At 70.9% G+C, this 24,938-nt stretch carries 25 protein-coding genes; 12 read left to right on the top strand and 13 right to left on the bottom strand.

Translation table 11 applies throughout. The features are described 5' to 3' along the window. The first annotated feature begins 73 nt into the window (after nucleotides 1–73). Nucleotides 74–706, top strand: a complete 633-nt coding sequence (locus OHA17_RS35450) for a hypothetical protein (RefSeq protein WP_406509891.1) — start codon at nucleotides 74–76, stop codon at nucleotides 704–706. Nucleotides 707–805: 99 nt separating this feature from the next. Here OHA17_RS35450 and OHA17_RS35455 read toward each other — a convergent pair whose 3' ends face one another. After that, the gene (locus OHA17_RS35455) at nucleotides 806–2,017 is read right to left on the bottom strand and encodes a sulfite oxidase (protein WP_406509892.1); all 1,212 of its coding nucleotides are present in this window, start codon (nucleotides 2,015–2,017) and stop codon (nucleotides 806–808) included. A 255-nt stretch (nucleotides 2,018–2,272) separates the two neighbouring features. Between OHA17_RS35455 and OHA17_RS35460 the strand changes: the two genes are divergently transcribed. Further along, entirely contained in the window at nucleotides 2,273–3,655 is a 1,383-nt protein-coding gene (locus tag OHA17_RS35460) for an FAD-binding oxidoreductase (protein WP_406509893.1), read from the top strand. Nucleotides 3,656–3,700: 45 nt separating this feature from the next. Here OHA17_RS35460 and OHA17_RS35465 read toward each other — a convergent pair whose 3' ends face one another. The 4 genes from OHA17_RS35465 to OHA17_RS35480 form a co-directional block, all read right to left on the bottom strand. Next, nucleotides 3,701–5,107 carry a lipase maturation factor family protein gene (locus OHA17_RS35465; protein WP_406509894.1) on the bottom strand — a complete coding sequence of 469 codons (1,407 nt, stop codon included), beginning with the start codon at nucleotides 5,105–5,107 and terminating at the stop codon, nucleotides 3,701–3,703. 143 nt (nucleotides 5,108–5,250) lie between these two features. Further along, nucleotides 5,251–7,179 carry a glycoside hydrolase family 5 protein gene (locus OHA17_RS35470; RefSeq protein ID WP_406509895.1) on the bottom strand — a complete coding sequence of 643 codons (1,929 nt, stop codon included), beginning with the start codon at nucleotides 7,177–7,179 and terminating at the stop codon, nucleotides 5,251–5,253. A 192-nt stretch (nucleotides 7,180–7,371) separates the two neighbouring features. Continuing rightward, the gene (locus OHA17_RS35475) at nucleotides 7,372–7,947 is read right to left on the bottom strand and encodes a TerD family protein (RefSeq protein ID WP_406509896.1); all 576 of its coding nucleotides are present in this window, start codon (nucleotides 7,945–7,947) and stop codon (nucleotides 7,372–7,374) included. 57 nt (nucleotides 7,948–8,004) lie between these two features. Then, the gene (locus tag OHA17_RS35480; RefSeq protein ID WP_406509897.1) at nucleotides 8,005–8,694 is read right to left on the bottom strand and encodes a hypothetical protein; all 690 of its coding nucleotides are present in this window, start codon (nucleotides 8,692–8,694) and stop codon (nucleotides 8,005–8,007) included. Between the two features lie 155 nt (nucleotides 8,695–8,849). Here OHA17_RS35480 and OHA17_RS35485 point away from each other — a divergent pair, with 155 nt between their 5' ends. Both OHA17_RS35485 and OHA17_RS35490 read left to right on the top strand, forming a co-directional pair. Beyond that, nucleotides 8,850–9,110 carry a hypothetical protein gene (locus OHA17_RS35485; RefSeq protein ID WP_406509898.1) on the top strand — a complete coding sequence of 87 codons (261 nt, stop codon included), beginning with the start codon at nucleotides 8,850–8,852 and terminating at the stop codon, nucleotides 9,108–9,110. Between the two features lie 76 nt (nucleotides 9,111–9,186). Further along, a complete protein-coding gene (locus OHA17_RS35490; protein WP_406509899.1) occupies nucleotides 9,187–10,722 on the top strand; it encodes an LCP family protein in 1,536 nt (511 codons plus the stop codon). A 70-nt stretch (nucleotides 10,723–10,792) separates the two neighbouring features. Here OHA17_RS35490 and OHA17_RS35495 read toward each other — a convergent pair whose 3' ends face one another. Both OHA17_RS35495 and OHA17_RS35500 read right to left on the bottom strand, forming a co-directional pair. After that, nucleotides 10,793–12,247 carry a sensor histidine kinase gene (locus tag OHA17_RS35495; RefSeq protein ID WP_406509900.1) on the bottom strand — a complete coding sequence of 485 codons (1,455 nt, stop codon included), beginning with the start codon at nucleotides 12,245–12,247 and terminating at the stop codon, nucleotides 10,793–10,795. After that, on the bottom strand, nucleotides 12,244–12,978 hold the full coding sequence (locus tag OHA17_RS35500) for a response regulator transcription factor (RefSeq protein ID WP_406509901.1): 735 nt from the start codon (nucleotides 12,976–12,978) through the stop codon (nucleotides 12,244–12,246). Before OHA17_RS35500 ends, OHA17_RS35495 begins: the two co-directional genes overlap by 4 nt. Nucleotides 12,979–13,168: 190 nt before the next feature. Between OHA17_RS35500 and OHA17_RS35505 the strand changes: the two genes are divergently transcribed. The 3 genes from OHA17_RS35505 (at nucleotide 13,169) to OHA17_RS35515 (ending at nucleotide 15,871) form a co-directional block, all read left to right on the top strand. Next, nucleotides 13,169–14,533, top strand: coding sequence for a ferric reductase-like transmembrane domain-containing protein (locus tag OHA17_RS35505; RefSeq protein ID WP_406509902.1), 1,365 nt, complete (start codon nucleotides 13,169–13,171; stop codon nucleotides 14,531–14,533). Between the two features lie 32 nt (nucleotides 14,534–14,565). Continuing rightward, a complete protein-coding gene (locus tag OHA17_RS35510) occupies nucleotides 14,566–14,988 on the top strand; it encodes an FMN-binding protein (RefSeq protein ID WP_406509903.1) in 423 nt (140 codons plus the stop codon). A gap of 151 nt (nucleotides 14,989–15,139) precedes the next feature. Continuing rightward, complete coding sequence (locus tag OHA17_RS35515; RefSeq protein WP_406510901.1) at nucleotides 15,140–15,871, top strand: FAD:protein FMN transferase; 732 nt, start codon at nucleotides 15,140–15,142, stop codon at nucleotides 15,869–15,871. Between the two features lie 25 nt (nucleotides 15,872–15,896). Here OHA17_RS35515 and OHA17_RS35520 read toward each other — a convergent pair whose 3' ends face one another. The 4 genes from OHA17_RS35520 to OHA17_RS35535 all read right to left on the bottom strand — a co-directional run bounded on the left by OHA17_RS35520 (nucleotide 15,897) and on the right by OHA17_RS35535 (nucleotide 18,956). Next, nucleotides 15,897–16,373 carry a GNAT family N-acetyltransferase gene (locus OHA17_RS35520; RefSeq protein WP_406509904.1) on the bottom strand — a complete coding sequence of 159 codons (477 nt, stop codon included), beginning with the start codon at nucleotides 16,371–16,373 and terminating at the stop codon, nucleotides 15,897–15,899. Next, on the bottom strand, nucleotides 16,373–17,347 hold the full coding sequence (locus OHA17_RS35525; RefSeq protein ID WP_406509905.1) for a trypsin-like serine peptidase: 975 nt from the start codon (nucleotides 17,345–17,347) through the stop codon (nucleotides 16,373–16,375). The genes OHA17_RS35520 and OHA17_RS35525 overlap by 1 nt, the downstream gene beginning before the upstream one ends. A gap of 152 nt (nucleotides 17,348–17,499) precedes the next feature. Further along, on the bottom strand, nucleotides 17,500–18,327 hold the full coding sequence (locus OHA17_RS35530; RefSeq protein WP_406509906.1) for a polyphosphate polymerase domain-containing protein: 828 nt from the start codon (nucleotides 18,325–18,327) through the stop codon (nucleotides 17,500–17,502). Continuing rightward, nucleotides 18,324–18,956, bottom strand: a complete 633-nt coding sequence (locus OHA17_RS35535; RefSeq protein WP_406509907.1) for a DUF4956 domain-containing protein — start codon at nucleotides 18,954–18,956, stop codon at nucleotides 18,324–18,326. Before OHA17_RS35535 ends, OHA17_RS35530 begins: the two co-directional genes overlap by 4 nt. Before the next feature lie 361 nt (nucleotides 18,957–19,317). Here OHA17_RS35535 and bla point away from each other — a divergent pair, with 361 nt between their 5' ends. Then, nucleotides 19,318–20,292: a class A beta-lactamase gene (gene bla, locus OHA17_RS35540; RefSeq protein ID WP_406509908.1), complete on the top strand. Its 975-nt coding sequence runs from the start codon at nucleotides 19,318–19,320 to the stop codon at nucleotides 20,290–20,292. Between the two features lie 4 nt (nucleotides 20,293–20,296). Here bla and OHA17_RS35545 read toward each other — a convergent pair whose 3' ends face one another. Beyond that, a complete protein-coding gene (locus OHA17_RS35545; RefSeq protein ID WP_406509909.1) occupies nucleotides 20,297–20,857 on the bottom strand; it encodes a hypothetical protein in 561 nt (186 codons plus the stop codon). 255 nt (nucleotides 20,858–21,112) lie between these two features. Between OHA17_RS35545 and OHA17_RS35550 the strand changes: the two genes are divergently transcribed. Together OHA17_RS35550 and OHA17_RS35555 are read left to right on the top strand one after the other, a co-directional pair. Then, entirely contained in the window at nucleotides 21,113–21,442 is a 330-nt protein-coding gene (locus tag OHA17_RS35550; RefSeq protein WP_398875236.1) for a LuxR family transcriptional regulator, read from the top strand. A 264-nt stretch (nucleotides 21,443–21,706) separates the two neighbouring features. After that, nucleotides 21,707–22,360, top strand: coding sequence for a class I SAM-dependent methyltransferase (locus OHA17_RS35555; RefSeq protein ID WP_406509910.1), 654 nt, complete (start codon nucleotides 21,707–21,709; stop codon nucleotides 22,358–22,360). 90 nt (nucleotides 22,361–22,450) lie between these two features. Here OHA17_RS35555 and OHA17_RS35560 read toward each other — a convergent pair whose 3' ends face one another. Beyond that, complete coding sequence (locus OHA17_RS35560) at nucleotides 22,451–23,149, bottom strand: hypothetical protein (protein ID WP_406509911.1); 699 nt, start codon at nucleotides 23,147–23,149, stop codon at nucleotides 22,451–22,453. A 362-nt stretch (nucleotides 23,150–23,511) separates the two neighbouring features. Between OHA17_RS35560 and OHA17_RS35565 the strand changes: the two genes are divergently transcribed. Continuing rightward, complete coding sequence (locus OHA17_RS35565) at nucleotides 23,512–23,964, top strand: hypothetical protein (RefSeq protein WP_406509912.1); 453 nt, start codon at nucleotides 23,512–23,514, stop codon at nucleotides 23,962–23,964. A gap of 148 nt (nucleotides 23,965–24,112) precedes the next feature. Continuing rightward, nucleotides 24,113–24,907 (top strand): phosphodiesterase, encoded by a 795-nt coding sequence (locus OHA17_RS35570; RefSeq protein ID WP_406509913.1) that lies wholly within the window; start codon nucleotides 24,113–24,115, stop codon nucleotides 24,905–24,907. The last annotated feature ends 31 nt before the right edge of the window (nucleotides 24,908–24,938 follow it).

Raw genomic sequence — 24,938 nt, forward strand, 5'->3', positions numbered from 1 at the left:
CGTACAGTTGTCGGCTGACCATCGGTCGGCCGCACATGTGTGGCCGACTCTGCTTCACCCGCCAGGAGTTCACGTGTCTTTCCCGCGCGCCCGTCAATCCACCCGCGGCACCGGCCGGCCGACGCCTTGGAGGGCCGCCACGGCCGGCGCCCTGGTGCTTCCGTTGGCGCTGCTCGCGTTGGAGATCCGGGCCGGCTCGCCGGCTCAGGCGCGCACACACGAGTCGGCGAAGGCCGGGCAGGGCATCGCGGCCGAGGCCGTCGCGCGGGGCACCAAGGCGCCGCTCGCAGCGACGGTCTCGGAGGGGCAGGTCAGGGAGGTCGCCCCGGGCGGTGTCATCACGTACCCGAGTGTCACCAGCTGCCTGACCGTGACGGTCCGGCTGCGCGGCGGTGGCCTGGTGGGTGCGCACGCCAGCCTGTTCCAGGTGCCGGGCGAGCTGCGTTCCGACGAGATACTGCCCGCTCTCAAGGCCCTCGTCGGCGGTCGGCCGGTGACCGCGATCGAGGTCAGGGGAGCGGTCGGCGCCTGGCACCCGAGCTACTTCACGAAGGCGATCGAGAGCTACGGCGACGGGGAACAGGTCCCGGTCCCGACCGGCCAGGACCTCGACGGCATCGCCCGCAGCGTGGCCGACGGGCTCGGCCGGGCCCGCCACATCGTGACGGTCCAGGACGTGCCCGACGGCGACCAGATCGTCCGCTGACCCGCGCTGTTCTCCCCCCTCCGTCGGGCCCCTCCACCGATCCGCTCCGCCGGCCCGTGCTCCTGACCCGCAGCGTCGCACCCCTCGTCGCGCCGCCCGTCAGGAGCGTGTGCGGGAGCGGGCGGGGGAGTGGGTGAGGGACCCGGCGTGGTCGACGGCCTCGGTGGCGCCCGGGTCGCCGTCGTCGGGCGCGGCCACTGCCACGCACAGCACCTCCACCCGCTGTACGAGGTTGTTGCCGAAGCCGCCGCGGTTCCAACTCTGTGTCAGAGGCTGGGAGTTGCCCTCCGCGTCGGTGGCTCGGACGCTCAGGACGTGGGTGCCGGGCTTCGCTGTCCAGGGTGCCTGCCAGTGCCGCCAGGCCCAGTCGTGGCCGTGCGGCGACTCGTCGAGTTCGGCGTCGTACCAGCCGCGTCCGCCGTCCGCGCTCACCTCGACCCGTACGACGGGAGCCAGGCCGGACCAGGCGCGGCCCTCCAGGAACTGCGGCCCGGGCCGCACCACACGAGTACGGGACATGAAGTCCGGGAAGCCGGGCGGGATCATCAGCGCGCGCGGGGCCATCCGGGTCACCGGCTCGCCCGGATCGTCCGCCGACTGCCGGTAGCGGTAGGCCACTTGCTGCTGGAACCCCGTGAACTCCGTGTCGATGACGGTGATGTCGCGCAGCCACTTCACGTGCGCCATGCCGTACCACCCGGGAACGACGAGCCGCAGTGGATATCCGTGCTGCGGCGGCAGGGGAGCGCCGTTCATCGCGTAGGCCACGACGACTTCCGGGTCGCGGCCGGTGGCCACCTCCACCGGCAGGCTGCGCTGATAGTCCTGTTCGACGCCCCGCTCCAGGCCGTGGTCGGCACCGGTGAAGACCACATCGACGGAGCCCGGTGCCACACCGCACTCGGCGAGGAGTGTGCGCAAGGGCACGCCCGTCCACTCGGCGGTTCCGATCCCCTCGACGAGCCAGGGCTGGCTCACGGGCCTCGGCGTGAGCCGGGCCCGGCCGTTGCCCGCGCATTCCATCGTCACCCGGTGCGTGACGGCCCGGAAGGACCGCAGCGCCGCCAGGTCGAGCGTGAGCGGGGTACGGACCCGGCCACATAGGGTGAGCGCCCATGTGCCGGCGTCCGCAGCCGGGATGTCGTAGTGGACCAGCACATAGTGCAGCCCCGGCGGTGTGACGTCGTACCGCAGGGACTCCAGAGGCATGCCGTGATTGCGGGTCGCGAGCGCCAGTTCCTCGGGGCTGATGCCCTCGGCCGGCTCGGCGAGGCGCCCCGGTGGACTGATGGCACCGATGCGACGGTCCATGACTCCATGGTGCGCCCGGGGACCGGATCCCGGCACCTCGCCGATGCCGAGCCACCGGCCACGGGCTCGTGAGCCACCGATTGCGGGTCCGCGTGTCCGGCGGGACGCTTGAAGGGTCAGCCCTGTGGCGCCCGATCGTGTTTGCGGCCGAGAAGGTGCCGGGGCACCGGCGCGCGCGTGTCACCACCGGCGGCCCAGCAGGGGAAGCGCCGGGCGGACACGGGCCCCCACCGTGCCCTCTGTAAGGAGATCGTCATGGACGGCACGACGCTGGAGGCGATGCGGACCGTGCTGCGCGGCCCGGTCATCGGCCCGAAGGACCCGGAGTACGACGAGGCCCGCACGATCTACAACGCGATGATCGATCGAAGACCAGCCGCTGTGGTGCGCTGCACGGACACCGCCGATGTCATCGACGCGGTCGACTTCGTCCGGGACCACGGCCTCGAACTGGCGGTGCGCGGAGGCGGACACAGCGGCGCCGGACTGTGCCTGGTGGACGACGGCGTCACCCTCGACCTGTCGCCGATGCGCTGGGCGCGCGTCGACCCCGTGACCGAGACCGCCCAGGTCGGTGGCGGAAGCGTGCTCGGCGACCTCGACCACGCGGCCCACGGATTCGGCCTCGCCACCCCTGCCGGAATCATGTCCACCACGGGCATCGCGGGCCTCACCCTCGGCGGCGGCCACGGCCACCTGACCCGCAAGTACGGCCTGACCGCCGACAACCTCCTAGCCGCGGACGTGGTGCTCGCCGACGGCTCCTTCGTCACCGCCACCGAACGCGACAACTCCGACCTGTTCTGGGCGCTGCGCGGCGGCGGAGGCAACTTCGGCGTCGTCACCTCCTTCACCTTCCGGCTGCACCCCGTGCACACCGTGGTGCTCGGGGTGACCCTGTGGACGCTGGACCGGATCGGCGACGTGCTGCGGTGGTACCGCGACTTCCTGCCGCAGGCGCCCAACGACCTGAACGGCTTCTTCGCCGAGCTCGTCGTCCCGCCGGGGCCGCCGTTCCCCGAGGAGATCCACGGCCACAAGATGTGCGGCGTGGTGTGGTGCTGGACGGGCGACCCGGACGCCGCCGACAAGACCTTCGAGCCGGTGAACGAGGCGGGCCCGCCCACCTTCCACTTCACGAGCCCGATGCCGTACCCCATGCTGCAGGCCATGTTCGACGAGCTGATCCCCAAGGGGCTGCAATGGTACTGGCGAGGGGACTTCTTCGACCGGATCACGGACGGGGCCATCGACGTGCACGCCAAGTACGCGGAAGGCCTGCCGACCAACCTGTCGACGATGCACCTCTACCCCGTCGACGGCGCCGCCCACCGCATCGCCCAGAAGGACACCGCCTGGGCCTACCGGGACGCCGTGTGGTCCGGAGTCATCGGCGGCATCGACCCCGATCCGGCCAACGCAGAAGTCGTCCGGCAGTGGTGCGTCGACTACTGGGGTGAGCTGCACCCACACTCGATGGGTGGTTCCTATGTGAACTTCATCGGTGCCGGCGAGGGCCAGGACCGGGTGAAGGCCACATACCGCGACCACTACGACCGTCTGGCCTCGATCAAGCGGCTGTACGACCCGCACAACCTGTTCCACGCCAACCAGAACATCGAGCCCGCCGCCGCGTAATGGCGGGCGGATCTCGGGACGGGTGCCTCAGCGCAGACGGATGCTTCAGCGCAGTGTTGTCGGAGGGAGGAACTCGCGGGGTGCCTCACGGTGCCACCACGCTCCGGTCGTACGGAGTTCCTGCCAGGTGGTGAAGCGGTAGCGCCACATGCGGGCGCGGATGAACACCGGCGGGGCGTCCGGGAAGGGGTTGTGCCGCAGCAGACGCAGTGTGTCCCGGTCGTTGACCAGCAGCCGTTCGACGAATCCGCCGAACCAGGAGTATCCGTACGACGGCGAGAGTGCGAGGAACCAGAGCAGCCAGTCGAGCCGCAAGTGATAAGGGGCGAACTGGCGAGGAAGGCGCCGCACATCGCCCGGCTTCCCATGGAATTCGTATTCCCGCCAGACGGTTTGCGGGGTGATCTCCTCGTCGGCCGTCCCTTCGACGACGACCTCGTGGCGGATCCGCGTGATGCTTCCGAACGCGCCGTAGGAATTCACCAGATGCAGCGGTTCGTACGTCGTGTTCATGCGTTGCTGATGCGAGAGGAGATTGCGGGCGGGCCGATAGCTGAGCGCCAGTACGAGCACGGCGATCAGGATGACCAGGATCTCGTACCAGAGCGGGGGACCGGGCAGCGAGGGCGGCTCTGTGATGAGGGAGCCGTCCAGGGCGGAGGCGGCGAGGACGATGGTCAGCCAGTTCAGCCAGGCGAAATTGCCGGAGAGGACCAGCCACAGCTGGGTGCAGATGATGAGGCACGCGGCGATGCTCGCCACCGGCTGCGGGGTGAACAGGGCGACGGGCACGACGAGTTGGACGACATGGTTGGCGGCCACCTCGGCGCGGTGGAGCGGCTTGGGGAGATGGTGGAAGAACCAGCTCAGCGGGCCGGGCATCGGCTGGGTCTCGTGGTGGTAGTACAGGCAGGTCAGATCGCGCCAGCACGGATCGCCGCGCATCTTGATCAGCCCGGCGCCGAACTCGACGCGGAACAGCACCCAGCGCAGCAGCCACAGCAGCACCACCGGCGGGGCGACCTCGTCGTTGCCCAGGAACACGGCGAGGAATCCGGCCTCCAGGAGCAGCGACTCCCAGCCGAAGCCGTACCAGGTCTGGCCGACGTTGACGATCGACAGGTACAGCGCCCACAGCACCGCCCAGCACACCATCGCCGCCCAGAGCGGCACGGCATCGGCCGCCCCCGCCACCACGGCACCGGCGAGGAGCGCGCCGGCCCACGCACATGAGGCGAACAGCCGGTCGGAATAGCGCAGTTGGAACAGGCTGGGGGCGCTGCGGAACGGCACGCGCCGGACGAAGTCGGGCACGGGCAGCATTCCGCGTTCCCCGATGAGCGCCCGGAACTGGAGGGCCGCCGACAGAAACGCCACCACGTAGACGGCGGCGAGGGAGCGCTGGAACACCAGCCGTCCGAGCCAGTACGCCGACGACGAGAACCACTCCACGGCGAAGGCGCCTCCTGGTCCGAGTGGGCAGCGGGGAGAGTGTGCGCCCTCTTCGTAGCGGGGATCGAGGTGCCACGTCGAGGCGGTGGACGACCGCTTCACCCGCTCGCGCCAGAACCGTGATCATCGGACCAGGTTGCTCCCTACAGGGCGCGGCACAGCAGAGCGGCCGGTGCCGGGGAGGCTCCGACGCGGGCGGTGAAGGCGATTCCGGCCGCGTATTCCGCCACGCCGCACTGCCCCTTGTAGCGGCCGTACGCGAATTCCCCGCCGGGGGAACCGGCCGGGCGGTTGTCGCCGCGGTCGAACCAGACGGTGCGCCCGGTCGTCCCGAGCCGGTCGCGGGCGGGGACGCACAGGGCCGAGGCCGTCGCCTCGCCGCGCACGGCGTAGCCGGTCAGGAACTGGCCGGCCGGGCACTCCAGTTTCGTGTAGCCGCCGGCCCAGTCCCCGTGGGTGACGTACCGCTCGTCGCGTACGACGGTGTACGCGTCACCCGCCGCGCGCAGGTCGCCCGTACCCGCGTCGGTGCACAGCCCGCGGCCGCCTCCGTGAGCCAGGCCGATCAGCCGCTGGCCATCGGGGCAGACACCCTTGCGAGCCCCCGGGTCCCAGTCGCCGAGGGCCGTGACGCGCAGCGAACGCACGGCGTCCGCATGGTCGAGGTCCAGCATGTTCCAACGGGCCGGCGTCGCGATCAGGCCTGTGCGGGAAGGGGAGTCGAGCAGGGACTGCCAGCCCGCCGCGCGCCAGTCCGTCCCGTCGAGGAGTCCGGAGCGGTGCCCGTCGGGATCGTACCGCAGCAGGGCGAAGTCGTCGCCCTGGCCGGCCGGTCCGCGCAGGCCCACCAGCGGCCAGTACCCGAAGTCCGTGTCGTTCGCGGCGAGGTAGTCCGTGAAATTGGCGAACCAGGCGCGCGCCTTGGGGTCCGTCTCCGAGGCGCCCGTGCCGAATTCGCTGACCCACAGCGGCGCCGTGTAGTGCTGGCCCTCGTCGGTGACGAAGAACGCCTCCTGGCGCAGTGCGTCGTACAGGTCGGCCTGGGACAGGTCCTGGTAGCGCGGGTCGTGTGTCTCGCCGGTGCCGTACGCGCCCGAGTGGTTGGGGCCGGTGAAGCCGTAGAAGTGCGCCGAATACACCAGCTTTCCGGACCGCAGCAGGGTGTGCGAGAGAGTGCGGACGGGGGTGAGCGTGGGGCGGCCGTGGGGGAGGCCGTCGGCCGGGATGCCCGTCCAGTTGATCCCCTCGATGATGACGAGCAGATCCGGATCGGCTGTGGTGAGGATGCGGTCGGCCGCCTGCTGTGCGGCGGTGAACCAGTCGTGGTCGTCGCCGTTGCCCCAGTTGGGGTCGTCCAGGATGTTGCGCCGCACTTCGTTGTACAGGTCGGCGCCGACCACCCGCTTGTTGTCCCGGTAGCGGCCCGCCATGAACGCCCAGTCGTCCACCCACTGGGCGGTCGACTGCGAGGTGTTCCAGCGTTCGTTGCCGTCGAGTCCGCAGCACCAACGCGCCGTGTTGGTGTGGTTGTTGAGGATGACGGCGAAGCCGTCCCCGGTGAGAGCAGCCACGACGGCGTCGTACACCTGGAGCGGGGTGCTGCCCCGGAGCTGGGGGTTGGCGGCGACCGCGCTGTCCGGGACGGGAGTGGTGTTGTGGAGGAGCGCGTTGGAGAAGGGGAGCCGCACACTGTTGATGCCCAGGCGGTGGAAGTCGGCAAGCAGATCGGCGATCGGCACCCGGTCGATGCCGACGGGCATGTTGTACGAGTCCTCGCCCGCATGGTGATTGGCGGGGTCGTCGATGTCACCGGACCCTGACCAACTGCCTTGCGCACCACCCCAGTTGGCGGCCTTGAGTTTGAAACGGGCGCCGGTCGCGTCGACGATGTAGCGGCCCCGGGTGGACAGCGGCCCGGTCCAGGATTCGGCGAGCGGCCCGGTCCGCTGCGTCGGGCCCGCGGTGCTCGCGGTCACCGCGAGGCTCTGTGGTGCCGCGCCCGCGGGACTGCCGACGAGCAGAGCGGCGAGAGCGGCAAGGGCCAGGGTGCAGCGCGGCAGAAGCCCCAACATCCGTACTCCGTCTCAATTGACCGCCCTGGAAGCCGGGTTGGGGCGGTCGGCGGATATCGGATGTGACCGGCCGACAGCAGCATGGATCGCTGTTACCGCCGGGTACAACGGGCTGCGTGGTAAAGGAATCGCCAAGAGGGCCCCGCCGCCTACCCTGGTGAAGAGGGGGCGGCGGGGTGTGCGGCCGGGCGGTCAGACGTTGACGCCGTAGTCGGATGCGATGCCGGCCAGGCCGGATGCGTAACCCTGGCCGACGGCGCGGAACTTCCACTCGGGTCCGTGGCGGTAGAGCTCTCCGAAGACCATCGCCGTCTCCGTCGAGGCGTCCTCGCTCAGGTCGTAGCGGGCCAGCTCGGCCCCGCCCGCCTGGTTGATCACGCGGATGTAGGCGTTGCGCACCTGGCCGAAGCTCTGGCCGCGGGCCTGCGCGTCGTGGATCGAGACCGGGAAGACGATCTTCGAGACCGGGCCGGGGACCGCGGTGAGGTCGATGTTGATCGTCTCGTCGTCTCCCTCACCCTCGCCGGTGAGGTTGTCGCCGGTGTGCTGGACCGAACCGTCCGGGCTGGTCAGGTTGTTGTAGAAGACGAAGTGGCTGTCGGAGAGCACCTTGCCGCTCTCGTTGCACAGCAGCGCGCTGGCGTCGAGGTCGTGGTCCGTGCCCGTGGTCGTCCGCACGTCCCAGCCCAGGCCGACCGTGACGGCCGTCAGCCCGGGGGCTTCCTTGCTCAGCGAGACATTGCCGCCCTTGGCCAAGCTCACGCCCATGTTCTTCCTCCGTGGTTGTGCCGGTTCCGTCCCCCGATTACAACGCCCGGAACATCACTACGGTTCCCTGTTTGCGCAATCCCTGAAATGTGGATCAGTGCCGGAGGTGCGGCTCGCGGCTGCTGTGCGCTCGCGCAGATGGGGCAGGATCCCGCGCTCCAGCAGGGCCTGGCGCCAGAGTTCGTACGCTCGGACGGCTTCGGGGTGTGGTGCGGGTCCGGCCTGCGGTCCGGGTCCGGCCTGCGCCGCGGGGCGGTTGCGTGCCGCGGTGACGAGGAGTGCCACAAGGCCCGGCAGCGCGCTGAGCGCGGCGAGGCTCGCGAACATCCAGCCCGCGTTGTGCAACCCCCGCGCCAAGTGGGCGTGGAGGCCGACCAGATGCAGTGCGTACCCGATGAGGAGCAGCAGGGCCGCGGCCATGGCCGACAGTGCCGGTGTCAGAACGGCCAGGACGGTGAGTAGCCCGCCGCGTTCGGGCTCCGGTATGTCGTCGAGCGGCTCCGGGGGTGCCTCGGCCCGGACGTCGGTGGCGGCCGCCGCGCGGAGGAAGGCCCGGTACTCGCAGGCCGCGGCCGCCGCGATGCGGGCGCGCTCCCGGAGGGCCTCGCCGCGCAGTCGATCCGCATCGACGGCGTGCCCCGCGGATCGGAGCAGACCCTTGATCTCCCTTGATGTCAGGGCGAGTTGGAGGAGGTGCGCGAACTCCTCCGCGTCCTGCTCGCGCAGCCCGTCGTCGGAACGGCTCATGTCTCCCCCGATGGTGTGTCCCCGATGAGGGGTCCGCTGGTGGCGTGTCGTGTTCGCCGTGCGTACGCGGCGTGTTGCCGCAGTCGTGGTGTTCGGCCCGCCGCGTGACGGACCTCACCATAGTTCAACTATTGCGCAAGCTTTAAAGTGAATGCATGGATGCGGGGACGGATGCAGGGGGCGGGACGGGTGCGGGCGGCGAGCTGCGCAGGGAGGTCGCGGTGCTGGCGGGTGGCCCCGCGGACGGGTTGCGCATGTATGTCAGAGGCCGCCCGGCGGTGGTGCAGGTGACGTACCCATGTGAGTGGCAGTCACCCGTGCCTGGGGTGCGTGCCGACGCGGTGTACGTATACCGCCGCGATCACCGCAGCTATGAGGAGCCCTTGCGCTACGGATTCGACGGCGCCAGCCCCTGAGTGGGCACGCCAGTACTATTTGGTGGGGGCGGCCCATCCCCTTAGGGGCGGGCCGGAAGGAATGGGGAGCACGCGCATGGCAGGCGGTCGGGGCGGACAAGAGGGGTCGGGGCGAAGTGGTGGGGCCGGGGTGAGTGGGCGACAGCGCAAGCGCAGAGGGGTACGGCTGGGCCTGGGCATCGCGCTGGCCCTGCTCGTCCTGGTGGCGGCGGGTGCGGGCTGGGCCTATCTGCGGCTCGACGGCAACATCGACACGTTCAACGCGGACGGCGTCTCCGGCGATCGCCCGCCGGCCTCGACTCAGGGCACGAACGTCCTGGTCATCGGCACGGACGCGCGCATCGGCGGCAACAGTGAACTCGGCGGTGGCGACAAGGACGACATAGGGCGCTCCGACACGGCTTTCCTGCTGCATGTGTACGCCGACCACAAGCACGCCGTCGCGGTGTCCATCCCGCGCGACACCCTCGTGGACATCCCGTCCTGCAAACTGCCCGACGGCACGTGGACCAAGCCGCAGACCCACACCATGTTCAACGCGGCCTATTCGGTGGGCGAGAGCGCCAAGGGCAACCCCGCCTGTACCCAGAACACCGTGGAGAAGCTGACCGGGCTGCGCGTCGACCACACCATGGTCGTCGACTTCAAGGGCTTCGCGAAGATGACCGAGGCCGTCGGCGGCGTCCAGGTCTGTCTGCCGCAGGACGTCTACCAGAGGGACCTCAACCCCAACCGCGCCACCCTTGGCGACCAGATCTTCGCCAAGGGCCCGCAGACCGTCTCCGGACAGCGCGCCCTGGACTACGTACGCATCCGGCACGGCATGGGCGACGGCTCCGACATAGGCCGGATACAACGCCAACAGGCCTTCCTCGCCTCGCTCATCAAGAAGGTCAAGAGCGACGGCCTGAGCCCCACCAAACTGTTTCCGCTCGCGGACGCCGCCACACAGTCCCTGACCGTGGACCCCGAACTGGGCTCCGCCGACAAGCTGATCTCGTTCGCCATGTCGCTGCGCGACATAGATCTGCACAACACGAAGTTCATCACCCTGCCGTGGCGCTACCAGGGTGAACGGGTCGCCATCGTCCACCCCGACGCCGAAGCACTGTGGGCCGCACTCAAGGCCGACCGCACTCTCGACGGGCAGGACGCGAGCAACCACCAGACCGAGCAGGTCGCCGCGGCTTCCCCCTCGCCGAGCGGCGGCGCGCCGGTCGCGGGCACGGGCATCTCCGTCGCCGTCTACGACGGCACCACCCTCACCGGCCTCGCCGCCCGCGCCGCGGACGCGCTCAAAGCGCACGGCTTCACCGTCACCGGCACCACCCCGGCCATGGTCCGCACGCAGACCAAGACGGTCATCGAGTACGGACCCGGCCAGCGGGACCAGGCCGAGAAGGTCGCCCAGGTCTTCCCCGGCGCGGAAGTCACCTCGGCCGCGGCGCCCGGGATCAACGTCATCCTCGGCCGGACCTACGCCGACGCCCCGCAGCCCGCCACCTCGCCCGCCACCACCGCATCGCCCGCGCCCACGGCCCTGCCCACCGGCGTGGCCGGGACCGCCCGCTCGGCCGACGACGACCTCTGCTCCAACCTCTCGTACGGCTGAGGGGGTAGCCGTCAGCCATCAAGTAGCCCTGTCGTGCAGGCATGTGACGCTGCGTCAACCGCGACGGTGGTCAGCGCGGCAGGGTCACGCGGAAGGCGGTGTGGCCCGGGCGGCTGGTGACGCCGACGGTTCCCCCGTGGGCCTGGACGACCGCGAGCACGATGGCCAGGCCCAGCCCGGAGCCCGCCGATCTGGCGCGGTTGTGGCCGGCTCGCGTGAAGCGCTGGAACACCTCGGGCAGCAGGTCATCCGGGATGCCGGGGCCGGTGTCCGTCACGCTCAACTCCCTTTCCCCTGTGCCGGTTTCGCCGAGGCTGAGGGTGATCTCGGTGCCGGGCGGAGTGTGGGTGCGGGCGTTGGTGAGGAGGTTGGCGATGACCTGGTGGAGGCGGTGTTCGTCGCCGGTCACCGTGACGGGCTCCTCCGGCAGGTCGAGCAGCCAGCGGTGACCAGGGGCGGCGGCCCGCGCGTCGCCGATCGCGTCAAGGGCGAGCCGGGTCAGGTCGACGGGCTCGCGCGCGAGGGGGCGGCCCGCGTCGAGACGGGCGAGCAGCAGCAGGTCGTCGACGAGCCCGGTCATGCGCCGCGTCTCGGACTGGATCCGCTCAAGGGCGTGCCGCACCTCGCCCGGTACGGGGCCGCGGTGGCGCAGGGCCAGTTCGGCGTGGGCGCGCACGGTGGCCACCGGGGTGCGGAGCTCATGGCTGGCGTCGGCGGCGAAGTGGCGCAGCCGCTCCTCACCGGCCTGCCGCTGGGCGAGGGCGTCCCCGACGTGGCCCAGCATGTGGTTGAGCGCGGCGCCCACCCGGCCCACCTCGGTGCGCGGATCCGTGTCGGGAACGGGGGCCGGCATCGCGATCTCCCCGCTGGCCAGGGGGAGTTGGGTGACTTCGGTCGCGGTGGCCGCCATTCTGCGCAGGGGCCGCAGCGAGAGCCGTACCCACAGCGCTCCGGCGATTCCGGTGGCCGCGAGGGTGGCACCGAACACGACGGCCTCGACGATCTCCAAGCGGTGCACGGTCTCTTCCACCGGCTCCAGCGGCAGCCCCGTGATCAGTACGTCGCCGTCGTCGCCCGACACCGCCACCACACGGTAGTGACGCAGTGTCGACAGCCGGATGTCGTGGCCCCGCCCGTCCACCGGCACGGCCGCGAGCGATGCGCGGTCCGCGGCGGTGAGCGGCACGGAGGCGTCGGTCTGGGCGTGCACCACGGCGGCCTGGGTGGTCTCGCCGCGCAGCAGCCGGGCGCCGAACGTGCCGTTCGACTGGCCCCGGGTGTCCGGCTGGTTGTCGGCGTCGGGCTTCTCGTCGTGTTCGAGACTGGCCGCGAACCGGCCGCCGGACGCGCTGAGCTGCTGGTCGAGGCGGCTGACCAGGAACCCTTCGAGGGCGAGCACGGATGTCACCCCGACCGCGAGACACGCCAGCGCAAGCAGCAGGACGAGCCCGGCCGTGAGGCGGGCCCGCAGCGTGCGGGGGAGACCGAGCCGCCTCGCGAGGTTCTGGAGACCGGGCCGCTTCATGAGGGGTCGGGCTTCAATACGTAGCCGACGCCGCGCACGGTGTGGATCAGCGACGGCCGACCCGCGTCGATCTTCTTGCGCAGATAGCTGATGTACAGCTCGACGATGTGCGCGCGGCCACCGAAGTCGTACGACCAGACGCGGTCCAGGATCTGGTCCTTCGACAGCACCCGGCGCGGATTGCGCATGAGGAAGCGCAGCAGCTCGAACTCGGTGCGGGACAGGTCCACGAGCCGGCCCGCCCGGCTGACCTCCATCGCGTCCTCGTCCATCACGAGGTCGCCGACCACCAGGCGGTTCCCGCCCGGCTCGCGTGCCATGCCCGCCCGGCGCAGCAGCCCGCGCAGCCGGGCCAGCACCTCCTCCAGGCTGAACGGCTTGGTGACGTAGTCGTCGCCGCCCGCGGTGATGCCCGCGATGCGGTCCTCGACGGAGTCGCGCGCGGTCAGGAACAGGACGCAGACGTCCGGTAGCCCGGCCCGCATCTCGCGCAGCACGTGCAGGCCGTCCACATCGGGCAGCATCCAGTCCAGGACCACCGCGTCGGGACGGAAGGCGGACGCGGTGCTGAGCGCGCTCGCGCCATCGGCGGCCGAGCGGACGTCCCAGCCCTCCGAGCGCAGGGCGCCGGACAGCACCTCGGTCAGATCGGGCTCGTCGTCGACTACGAGGATCCGGACGGGACTGCCGTCGGACCGGCGCAGCACGGCAGGTGGTGAGGGGTTTTCCATGGTGCCTCCAGCATCCCCCGGACGCCCCGCCGACGGGGTGGCGGACAGCTCTGAGTTTCCTCTGAATCACCTGTGGATCCGGTTCCGGGCCGCCCTTTCAGAGGGAACTCAGAAGTGCCGGTGTGAGGCTGGCCGGGCACCGCACACATGGCGCGGGACCACATGGTCCGCCGCCCGGAAAGGGGGCCGCATGGCCGCCAGCATGTACGACAGCCGGCCCGCCGCGCGCGTCCCGCACGCCGCACCGCGCGGCACCGCCTGGATACCCGTCGTCGCCCAGATCCTCATCTGGAGCGGAGCCGCGGCGGTCCTCGGTATGTGGTGGAGCGACACCACATCGGTCGTCGGCATGGGCCGATGGCTGACCGACGGGGGCCGCATCACCGGCCTCCTCGCCGGATACGCCTGCGCGGTCCTGCTCGCCCTCATGGCCCGTGTCCCCGTGCTGGACCGGGGTGTGGGCACCGACCGCCTGGCCCGCTGGCACGCCATGGGCGGCCGCTACACCCTCTCGCTCGCCCTCACCCACACCCTGCTGATCATCTGGGGCTACGCGGTCACCTCGCACGCGAACGTGGTGAACCAGACCACCACCCTCGTGCTGCACTATCCGGACCTCCTGAAGGGCACCGCCGGGTTCCTGCTCCTCATGGTCACCGGCATCGTCTCCGCGCGCGCCGCCCGCCGCAGGCTGAGCTACGAGACCTGGCACTACCTCCACTTCGCGACGTACCTCGCGGTCTTCCTCGTCTTCGGACACCAGCTCTCCAACGGCGCCGACTTCGTCGGCAACCGGTCCGCCCAACTGGCCTGGTACGCGATGTACCTCGGCATCGCCGCACTGCTCGCCTGGTACCGCTTCGTCGTCCCCGTCCGCCGCGGAACGCGCCACCGCCTGCGCGTCGCCGAGGTCCGCAGCGAGGCGCCCGGCGTGGTGTCCGTCCACCTCACCGGCGAGCACCTCGACGAACTCGGCGCACAGGCAGGCCAGTTCTTCCGCTGGCGCTTCCTCACCCCGGGCCTGTGGTGGGCCGCCAACCCGTACTCGCTCTCCGCCCCCGCCCACCACCGCTTCCTGCGCATCACCGTGAAGGCCGTCGGCACCCACAGCGCCGCCGTCGCCCGACTGGCCCCCGGCACCCGCGTGTGGGCCGAAGGCCCCTACGGCGGCTTCACCGCGGCCCGCCGCACCACGACCAAGACCCTGCTCCTGGGAGGCGGCGTCGGCATCACCCCGCTGCGCACGCTCCTGGAGAGCCTGCCCGGCGACATCACCCTCATCTACTGGGCCCGCCGCCCCGAGGACCTCGCGCTGCGCGGTGAACTCGACGCCCTGGCCGCGGCCGGCGGCGCCCGCGTCCTGTACTCGGTCGACGAACCGGCCGCGCACCGCCTGCCGCTGACGGCCGCGGCACTGCTCCAGTACGTGCCCGACCTGCGGGACCGGGACGTGTACCTGTGCGGACCGCCCGGCATGACCGACGCGGCGCTGGACGCCCTGCGCGGCGCGGGCGTGCATCGCCGCCGCATCCACCACGAGTCCTTCGCGTTCTGATGCGCGCCCCGAGCCGTCCGAGGAGACCCGCCGTGCGCAGAGTCGCCGTCACCACCCTGTCGACCGCCGCGGGCGTGGTCCTGCTGCTGTCCCTCAAGCCTCATCAGAGCCATCCGCCCGTCGTGTCCGCGCCCCGGCCGGCCGCTTCGACGCCGGGGCAGGCAGCCACCGGCACCCGTACCGGCGACTTCACCGGGGACGTCATCGACACCCGGTACGGGCCGGTCCAGGTGGCCGTCACCCTTGCCAAGGGGCGCCTCACCGCCGTCCACGTCCTCCAGGCGCCCTCCGAGAGCGGGCGCGACCAGGAGATCGCCGCACGGGCCGTGCCCCGCCTGACCGAGGAGGCACTCGGTGCGCAGAACGCCCAGATCGACGCCGTGTCGGGCGCGAGCTACACCAGCGAGGGCTACATCCAGTCCCTGCAGAGCGCATTGGACAAGGCCGGTGCGTGACGTGGCCCGGGCGGGCGAAGGGGCGCACACCATCCGCGCGGCCGAGGGGCGGCACACCACCGGCGCGGCTGAGGGGTCGCACTCAACCGGTCCGGCCGAAGGCCCGCACCCGTCCCGCGCGACCGTGGGCCTGCGCCATGCCGAACACGTCATGGGCACCGTCTTCTCCTTCGACATCCGCGACCGGCCCACCCCCGCGGTCCGCGACGCCCTCGCCGAGGCCGTCGCCTGGCTGCACCGCGTGGACGCCGTCTTCTCCACCTACCGGCCCGACAGTGAGATCAGCCGTATGGCGCGGGGCCACATAGGCGTGAGTGACTGCCCGCCCGAGGTGGCCGAAGTACTCACCCTCTGCGAGAGTGCAGCCGCGACGACAGACGGCTGGTTCAGCCACACCCCTGGCGGCCGGCTCGACCCCTCCGGGCTGGTCAAGGGCTGGGCCACCCAACGCGCCTCGCAGATCCTGTACGACGCCGGGGCCCGGAACACGTGCGTCAACGGTGGCGGCGACCTCCAGCTCAGGGGCGAGTCGGCCCCCGGCAGCGCCTGGCGCGTCGGCATCGCGCACCCCTTGCGCCCCGGCCATCTCCTGACCGTCGTCACCGGCCGAGACCTCGCCGTCGCCACGTCGGGCACCGCCGAACGCGGCCACCACATCCTCGACCCACACACCGGGCAGCCCGCCATGGGCCTCGCGTCGGTCACCGTCACCGGACGCCACCTCACCGACGTCGATGCATACGCCACCGCCCTCTTCGCCATGGGGGACGCGCCCGCCCGGACCTGGATCCGGGCCCACAGCGCATACGAAGCCTTGGTGGTGACCGCGGCGGGCGACGTGTGGCAGAGCGAGCGCTTCCCCGCTGCTCAGCACGACAACTGACCTGCACAACCCGGAACCCGAGGGCCTATTCGAGGGTGAGCAGCACTTCGTCGATGTCCTGGCCACGGGCGAACGCGAAACCCCGGCCGTGCCCCGTGACGACGAAGCCGCACTTTTCCAGGACGCGGATCGAGCCGGCGTTGTCGGCCGCCGCGTGCGCGAACAGCGGGCGGCCGCTTTCGAGGCCGACCAGCTGCGCCAGGGCCGCGGTGGCGATGCCGCGGCCCCAGTGCGCCCGGTCGATCCAGTACGTGACCTCGCGCTCGCCCGGCGGACCGAAGAGGGCGGCATGGCCGACCACCACACCGTCGGCGAGCACCGTGCGCATCGTCACCGAAGCATCGCCACGAACCCGCGCCCAGTGGGCGTCGAACTGCTTCCGGTCGTAGTTGTACTCCCTGGTGACCGCGGCCACCTGCTGCGCCTGTGGATCGGAGAGCTGCCCCCAGAAGGCGGGCAGGTCGCCGTCGCGCACCTCGCGCAGGGCGATCACCACGGTCATCAGGAGGCTGGCCCCGCCGGCGGGGCGCCGGTGGTCGCGGCGTTGTACAGGGCCCGGGTGGCGGCGCCGAAGTACGCGCTGTAGGAGACCTGCGGGGTGTTCCCGCCGGTGTGGTAGCCGCCGATGACCCCGATCACCGCCCAGCCGCCGGGCCACGCCACCAGCATCGGGCCGCCACTGGTCCCGCCCACGAAGCCGTCGCAGGCGATGCGGTCGAAGGTGCCCGGGTCGGCCGGGTCGTCGCTGACCCACTTGGTGGTCCAGCTCAGGCACTCCAGCGGCTTCTGCGCGCCGCCGGGGTAGCCGATCATCCGCACCGGGGCGTGCGAGTACCCCGACTCGACGAGCAGCTGGACCGCCCCGGCCGCGTCCTGGAGCCGCTTCCCGTCCTGGTTGGGCTCGGTGACCGCGAACCCGAAGTCATAGGCGGCGCCCGCGTGTTCACCCCGGTCGTAGTACTCCTGTGAGACGTACACGCCGTTGTCCTTGACGGGGAAGATGCCGAACGGCGTGAGCCCGTCGTGGTACTGCGGCACGAAGCCCAGATGACGCTTGGGAGAGGTGCCGGAGTACCCCTTCAGACAGTGCCCGGCGCTGAGGACCAGATCGTGGCCGGGGCTGCGCACCACAGAACCGCTGCACGTGCGGCCCGTACCGGAGGCGTCGGTCCAGAAGAAGGTGCCGGCCTGCGGGATGCCGTCGAAGCTCTTGCTCGGCGGGATGAACTCGCCGGGCCGGGGCCCGTCGACGGTGGGCGATGTGGTGCGGGCCCCCAGGGAACCACTCCGGCTTGTGTCGTCGGGCAGTGCGGCCGTCATGCGGGCCGGGGTCCAGTAGGCGCCCAGAGCGGCCGCGTCCGGGTTGGGGGTGGGCGGGGAGCCCGCGGCGAACGCTGCCGGGCCGAGCCCGGCGGACAGCAGCAGGGCGACCGCGGCCGCGGTGGTCCCTCGGATGATCCTGGTCCTACGCACCATCAGTACCCCTCTGTCCGGACACATGTGACGGCTCACCATACGGCTGGCGCGGTTGCGGGCAGAAGTGCCCGAAGTTGCCCTGGCGCGGCGAGCCGGTGACGTGGTGACCCCACCCGGCGAGCGCGCGGTATGGCTTTCAGCCATATGGGCCGTCAACCGGGCAGCGGGCCGAACGCCTGGCGGGCGGCGCGCCGCCACCGGTTGGCGGGCAGCGTGGGACGCAGCACGGCGAACGCGCCGCAGTACTTGGTGAACACGGCGGGCCGTACCCGGTGGGCGTGCAACAGCCGGTCCGCCTCGGTGAGATGCTCGGCCGACTTCGTCTCGACGAGGACGAGACCACTGTTGCTGCGCACCCTGTGATGGGTGCGCAGATCGACGCAGACGAGCCCCGCATCGCATGTGATGCGCTGCCCGTCGGCCACGAAGGTGGTCCGGAGATAGTCGGTGGACAGGGAGGGCCGCAGCGCGGTGGGGGCGTCGATCGCGTAGGCGTGCTTGAGCGTGTCGGCGAGGAACGCCTGCCGCGCGGTGTCGAGCGGGCTGTCCGTGCCGGTCAGGGGGCAGCGGTGTTTGACGGTGTCGCCGCGGCCACCCTTGAGCTTGATCTCGAACTGCCGCTCTCCGCTGTCCTCGTAGACGCGTTCACGGATCTTGAAGCGCAGGCGGCGACCCTGACGGTGGTCGTGGAAGGAGCGCAGCCCCGGGGTGTCGTAGTAGACCGAGTGGTAGCGGAAGGCGCGGCGGCCGTCGATGGCCAGCGCCCGGAACGCCCCGTCGGGTTGGCGGGCCTCGGTGAGCCGGCCCACCACCCGCAGGAACGTGTCGGCGGGCACGAGGTAGCTGCGGTCGAACCGGGTGAGCAGCGAGGACCGCTCATTCAGCTCGGCCAGCGAGATCGGATCGGCTCCGTGCGCCGCCTCGTCGATGGCCCGTACGGCTTCCGCGGCCGCCGGCGCCGCCGTCGTCTGGATGGTCATGCGGCGTCCAGTGCGCTCGCGGTCGGACGCAGGGCCTCGACAGGACTGGTCTGCTGCCCGCTCGGCCGCGGTTCGGGTTCGCGGTAGCGGACGTCGACGACCATCAGATCCCGTACGAAGTCGATCTCCATCACCGTCCAGTGGAGGGGCTCGCCCAGGCGCCGCGCCAAGTCGGCCCGCAGGGCGGCGGGATCGGTGTGGACGGTGTCGAGGGTGATGACGGTGCGCCGGGCGCGGGCGAACAGACGCGGGTGGTCGGCCGCGTAGACGACAAGCAGCAGAACGGCGCTCAACGCGGCGGCCAGGGTGAACCTGAGGTGCGGCAGACCGCAGATGAGGCCGAGGACGAGCGTGGTGAAGTAGTAGGCCACTTCCTCGTGTTGGACCGCGTCGGAGCGCAGCCGGATGATCGAGAGGACGCCGAACAGCCCGAAGCCGAGCGCCATCCCGCCGCTGCCGCCCACTTCGGCGAGCGCCGCGACGATGGTGAACAGGGCCACGTTCAGGGCGAGATACGCCGGCACGAGGTCGCGCCGCCGGTGCCTCGGATAGTAGATCGCGAACGTGAGCAGGCAGATGGCGGTGAGGTCGAGCCCCAGATGGGCAGTGAGGTGACGTAACGAATCCATGGCTCCGCTCCCTGTGTGCGTACGAGTCCGTACGTGTGCGTACGGGAAGAGAACTCAGACTCTAGGAGGCCACAGAGTGAACGTTCGCCAACTTGTCAGTAAATCCAACGGATCATTGATGTATCCGGGTGGTCAATGACCAATACGGCACCACGGCTGTCCCGTTCGGCCCTCTTGCGAGCTCCTCGCCGGGGATGATTCCTCTCCGTGTTCGAGAGCTTGGGCATCCGCCCCGCGACCGCCCTCAACAGCCGCCATAGGCAGATCGCTATAGATGTCTTCGCGCGAAGCCTCTTGGACGGCGGCGGTCCGCGCCTGTTCTGCTGGAGCCATGCGAGACAAAACGACACGACTTGCCTCCTTGAACCGCTCCCGTGCGCATTCCCGTACGAAGTGGCCTGCCGCGCTGCTCGCCCTCGCGGTCCTCACGACCGGTACCGCGTCCACGGCGCGGGCGGCCGAGGCGCAGGACCGGACTTCCATCACAACCCCGTCGACGTTGGCGCCACTCCATGTGGGCGGCGCACATGACGTGGCGGACGAGCTGAGCCGCCTTGAGCGGACACACCACGTACGGATCGGCGCGTACGCCCTCGACACCGCCACCGGAGGGACCGTCACCTACCGGGGCAACGAGAAGTTCCCTTCCCTGTCCACGTTCAAGGCCATGGTGTGCGCCGCCGTCCTCGACAAGGCTCGGCGCTCGGAGCCGGGACTGATGGACAAGGTCATCCACTGGAAGAAGAGCGACGAGGTTCCCAATTCCCCGGCCACCGCGGGCCAGGGCGACAAGGGAATGACGGTGGCCGAACTCTGTCGTGCGGCCATCACGCGAAGCGACAACACGGCGGGCAACCTGCTGCTCGGCCGCATCGGCGGCCCCCAGGGGCTGACCCACTACTACCGGTCCCTCGGTGACCCGGTCTCCCGACTGGATCGCTGGGAACCCGACTTGAACGTCTGGAAGCCGGGCGAGCGGCGCGACACCACGACCCCCGCGGCCATGGGCCGCAACCTCGCCAGGACCTCACTCGGCAGCGGCCTGGTGCCCGCGGACCGGGACCGGTTGAACGGCTGGCTCCGCGCCACCGTCACGGGCGACGAGCGCATCCGCGCCGGGCTGCCCAAGGACTGGGCCGTCGGCGACAAGACCGGCACCAGCGACGCCTATGGCTCCGCCAACGACATCGCCGTCGCCTGGCCGAAGTCGGGTCACCCGGTGATCATCGCGATCTACACCAACCACACGACCGCCGACGCCGCCGCGGACAACGCGGTGATCGCGAGCACGGCCGCGACGCTGGTACGTGGCCTCGGCGTGCAGCAGACCCACTGACGGGTCAACAGCCATGGACGGCAGCCCTCTTGGTGATGGCTGACCACACTTCCCGGGCCAGGGCAGGTGGATCCAGGGTGGCGTCGACGACCAGGTCGCAGGAGTGGCGCAGCGGCTCGACGTGGCGTGCGTGGGCGTCCCGGCGGCGCTCGATGTAGTTCCGCAGGAGCACGTCGAGGGGGAAGCCCTCACTCAGGCATTTGCGCCGGATCTTGCGCGCCAGGCGGAGGTCGGCCGGCAGGTCGACGAACACATCGAAGCGGACGTGTGGGGGCTCCGGGGCTATGTGGTGGGCAAACATGCCGTCGACGATGACGTATGCGGCGGTTGCCAGGGCGGCGTCGGCGTCGCGGCCGAGACGCTCGGCGTCCATCGAGCGGGGATCGCCGACGTCCAGGCGCGGCGTCCCCGCCTCGTCGGGTGCCCACACCCCGCGGTCCGGGGTGGAGAAGTAGTAGTCGTCGCCGTGCAGGACCCGTACGGGAGCGCGGGGCGCGGTCTGTGCCAGCGCCGCGGCCAGCGTCGTCTTGCCCGCGCCCGCGCCGCCGGTCAGCGTCAGCAGCATCCGACCTCCCCGTTCGTCACCAGAGCCGACAGCATCCGGCCCTCCCCGACCATCACGACGGCCGATGATCGCACGAGGACGGGACGCGTCGGGCGGGCGGCAGGCACGCCCCCGGTGGCGGCACCCCGAGCCGCCTTCCGGCGCGTCCCGGGGTGCCGCCGACCACGGTTCTGCCAGGGTCGGCCTGGTGCGCACCTCCGTGGCGCGGCACCCCTCACAAGCGGCACCCTTCGCACAAGGAAGTGAGAGCAAGGCATGGAGAAGTTCTCCCTGGAAGCAATCGCCCGCGCTCAGCTGAAGGCGGCCCGGGAAGCCGGGGCCGGGCGCAGCGCGTCCACCGTGATCGGCGGCCACGAGCGTGTACTGCGGCAGACCGTCATGGCTCTGACCGCGGGCAACACGCTCGGCGAACACGGGCTCGGGGGAGAGGCGACGCTCCTGGTGTGGTCGGGCCGGATCCGGCTCGTCGCAGGCGCGGACACCTGGGAGGGCCGGGACGGCGACCTGCTGGCGGTGCCCGGCACGGCGCACACCGTAGAGGCGCTGGAGGACTCGGCGTTCCTGCTGACCGTGGCGATGACCTGACACCACGTAAATCCGCCCCTATGTGTGTGCCCCGCATACACGTCCCGGCACGCGCCGCCGTCGTGCGCGGCAGCGGCGTGCCAGAACCGCGTTGGTGACGGTCGCGGAGCTGGTCGGTTCCGCGGCCCGGTAGTCGTCGACCGCGCCGCCCGGATTGTCGAGCAGGCGCTCGCGACGGGCTCGTCGCTTCGGTCGCCACGCCGGCGAAGCCCGGGTCCAGTGCTCGCCGACCGGTCCCGCATCGCCGTCGGCTAGAGTCGCCCGATGACCGAGCCTGCCTACCTCGCCGCCGTCCGGGAGTCGTACGACAGCGTCGCCGACGTCTACGTCGAGCGCGTCATCACCCCGGCCGAGCTGGACCCGCTGTCGCGCGCGATGCTGACGGCGTTCGCCGAGCTCGTGCGGGACGCCGGTCGCGGTCCCGTCGCGGACCTGGGGTGCGGGCCCGGCCGGGTGACGGCGCATCTGACCCTGCTCGGGCTCTCCGCGTTCGGGGTGGACCTGTCGCCGAGGATGGTCGAGCTGGCCCGGGAGGCCCATCCGGAGCTGCGGTTCATGGAGGGCTCGATGACCGCGCTGGACATCTCCGACAACGAGCTCGGGGGGATCCTCGCCTACTACTCCACACATCACACACCGCCCGAGCGGCTGCCGTCGGTGTTCGCCGAGTTCCACCGCACCCTCGCACCCGGCGGCCATCTCATGTGGGGGGACTACACAGGCGCCAACGAGCACATGTGTCCGACGCAGGCCTACGACCGACCGGTGTCGTACGAGTCCTACTTCCTGCCACTGGACCGTACGGCTGAGCTGCTGCGTGGAGCCGGGTTCAACGTCACCGCGCGCATGGAGCAGGAGCCGGACGGCCGGGTGAAGAGGCGCCACGCCTGCCTCTTGGCCCGCAAGCCGGAAGCGTGATGTCCGAGGGGCGGCGGGCTTCGCGCCCGCCACCCGGCCGGGGTGTTCAGGAGTTCTGCCGGGTGATGGCCCGGCACACCATCGGCGTGCTCAGAGTGCGGCAGCCAAGGCGGGTGCGAACTGGCGGTTGGTCTGGCAGCCCAGGTTCTCGTATGTGTTGACCTTGGTGTTCGGATCGGTCTTCAGAAGCCGGTACTTGCAGGCTTCCTTGATGTAACGCCCCTGGATTCCGCCGGGAAAGTCGATCTCCTTGTTCCACAGGTACGGGGACTGGTACCCGTTGAGGTGGGCGGTGGCGTTCACGTCGACGCCGCCCGGGGCCTCGATCTCGTAGACCCAACCTGACTTCGCCGCGCCATATGTGGCGAACTTCTGCGCCACCCACTTCTCGCAACTCGTGCTGACATGCGCGGTGTTCTGGCCACCGCCCTTGACGATGTACTCGGCGAGCGGGGTGACCGTCTCGCCTCGCGGAGTGAAGCCGTCGTCGAAGAGCTGCTGCACGTTGTCCCGGGTGTCGCCCCGCCAGAGGGTGTTGACGTCGTCGCGCCACTGCCAGTTCTCGTCCGCCGCCGCATGCCGGATGGCCGGGGCGATGGACGGGGAGGTGGTGGTGCGCCACCAGTCCGAGGAACGGAACTGCCCGACCGGCCCACAGGGTCCGGTGTCGGGGCCTTGGGACCGTGCTGTCGTGGCGCGCTGGACGGTCGCGTCGGCGGGAGCGGCGACGGTCAGCGAGGCGGCGGCCAGGGATGTGGCGGCGAGGACGCGCAGAGCGGTCTTCAACATGTGGGAACAGCCCATCTGTTGGTCAACAGGACGGGCCCTTTCTAACGGGCACGGATCATGAATCAGGGGGAATGGGCCCCGCGGTCACCCCCAGGAGGGAAACAGTCATACCGATCCCGCGCCGCCCCGCCGGCTCCCTGATGCAGGGGCCGGGTCCGGGCTCCCTTACGGGGTGGCCCTCACCGGTCCCTGAGGCCGCGCCGGCCGGGCTTCGTTCGCGGGGGCGATGGATGGGCGGCGGGCGGCATGGACCCTGGGATTGACGGTGGGAGGGCGCGCATGCCGTACCGCGAAGGCGCGGCACCTGTAGCCCGGCCGCCACACAACACCAGGGACCAGCCATCGACAGAGAAGGGACCGTCATGAACGCCGCCCGGAGCTCGCACACCGCAGCCGCCCCCGTTTCCGCGGAACACCTCGACCATCCGCGCAGCCTGGCGGCCTTCCGCAGCACGAAGCTTCTCGTCGGGGGGTACCTAGGCATCAGCGTGCTCACGCTGGTGGCCATCGTGCTCCTGCGCAACGACTCCGCGGACGTGAACGCGGCCGTATGGGTGCGCGGAGCCATCGTCGTCGCCAGTGCGTTGGTCACTTACCTGTGTGCCGTGCGCGCGGCGCGCGGCTCGCGCTCGGCGTATCGCCGGCTCAGGGTCATCTCCGGCGTCATGATCGTGGCCATCGCGGCGATCATCGCGCTCCCGGGCGCGTTCCCGGTGTGGATGAAGGCCGAACAGGCCGTCTGCGGCGTCCTGTTGATCGCCGTGGCGACGCTGGTCAACGGCAAGTACCTGCGGTCGTTGTTCGCCGCGAAGTAGGCGTGGGTGAACCACGCCGGGGCAACCGCGACCGCACCGCGGGGTGAACAGGGCCGACTGTTCGGGGGTGAAGGCCCGCAAGGGGCGCGGGCTTTCGCCCTGAGCGTGATCGGTTGTGGCCGGGGCCCAGATGGTGAACCGTGCGGGGATGACCCCGGCCATCGCTCATCTCAGTGATCCGCACATCACGGCCGGCGCGCTGGGCGGCGCCCCGGCCGAGGCGCTGAGCCGTGCCCTCGGCCGCGCCCTCGCTCTCGATCCGCAGCCGGACGCCGTGGTCATCACGGGCGATCTCGTCGACCGGGGCCGTCCGGAGGAGTACGGGGTCCTGCGGGAAGTCATCGGCGGGTTCCCGTTGCCGCTGTATCTCGTCGCGGGCAATCACGATGACCCGGAGGCCCTGCGGGACGCCTTCGGCGGCACCGCGTTCCTGGGCGAGGCGCACGACACGCACTACGTGGTGGAGCACCCCGCCTTCACCGTCGTCGTGCTGGACTCCAAGGTGCCCGGATCACCCGGTGGCCACCTGGGGTCGGCCCAACTGACCTGGCTGGACGAGGCACTTGCTCGCCGACCCGACGTCCCGGCGCTGGTCTGCCTGCACCATCCGCCGATCCCGGTCGGGATCCCCTTCCTGGACGGGATGCGGCTGGCCGACGGTGAGCGCCTGGCCGAAGTGGCCGGACGGCATCCACAGGTCGTGCGGGTCCTCGCAGGCCACGTCCACCGCTCCGTCACTGCCGCCTTCGGGGGCGCCACCCTGGCCGTGGCTCCCAGCACCCGGCTCCAGAGCGGCCTCGCGCTGCGCGGCGAGATCCCCAACTACCTTGCCGAGCCCACGACTTTCCTTCTCCATATGGGTGTCGGACCCATGTGGGTCACCCACACCGTCCCCGTCAGCCATACGGCCGCCCCCGTGGCCACATGGTCCTTCGGCCCATGACGGGGAACCGCGGTCCCGGTCCCGTGAGACG

Source organism: Streptomyces sp. NBC_00212 (assembly GCF_045206365.1).
Lineage (GTDB): Bacteria > Actinomycetota > Actinomycetes > Streptomycetales > Streptomycetaceae > Streptomyces.